At 64.3% G+C, this 429-nt stretch carries 1 protein-coding gene; it reads left to right on the plus strand.

What is annotated here, in order from left to right:
• Window positions 1-67 precede the first annotated feature (67 nt).
• Window positions 68-429, plus strand: a 362-nt coding sequence (locus LPA54_RS39670; protein WP_368857908.1) for a preprotein translocase subunit SecY, incomplete at its 3' end; no start/stop codon positions are given.

The following is a 429-nucleotide window of genomic DNA, read 5'->3' on the forward strand; positions in this document are numbered from 1 at the left end:
TCGTCCTCAGTCGGAATCTCAGACCATCACCCTTGACGCAGTTGCGCGGGGGGTCGCAGGAGGCACCGTGCTCACCGCGTTCGCCCGGGCGTTCAAGACGCCCGACCTGCGCAAGAAGCTGCTCTTCACGCTCGGCATCATCGTGGTGTACCGGCTCGGTACGCACATCCCCATCCCGGGTGTCGACTACCGGAACGTCCAGACCTGTATCGACGCGGCCCAGGCGAACCAGGGCCTGTTCGGTCTGGTGAACATGTTCAGCGGCGGCGCGCTGCTCCAGATCACGGTCTTCGCGCTCGGCATCATGCCGTACATCACGGCGAGCATCATTCTGCAGCTGCTGACCGTGGTGATCCCGCGCCTGGAAGCCCTGAAGAAGGAGGGGCAGGCCGGCACGGCGAAGATCACGCAGTACACCCGTTACCTGAC

Source organism: Streptomyces sp. DH12 (genome assembly GCF_020873895.1).
Lineage (GTDB): Bacteria > Actinomycetota > Actinomycetes > Streptomycetales > Streptomycetaceae > Streptomyces.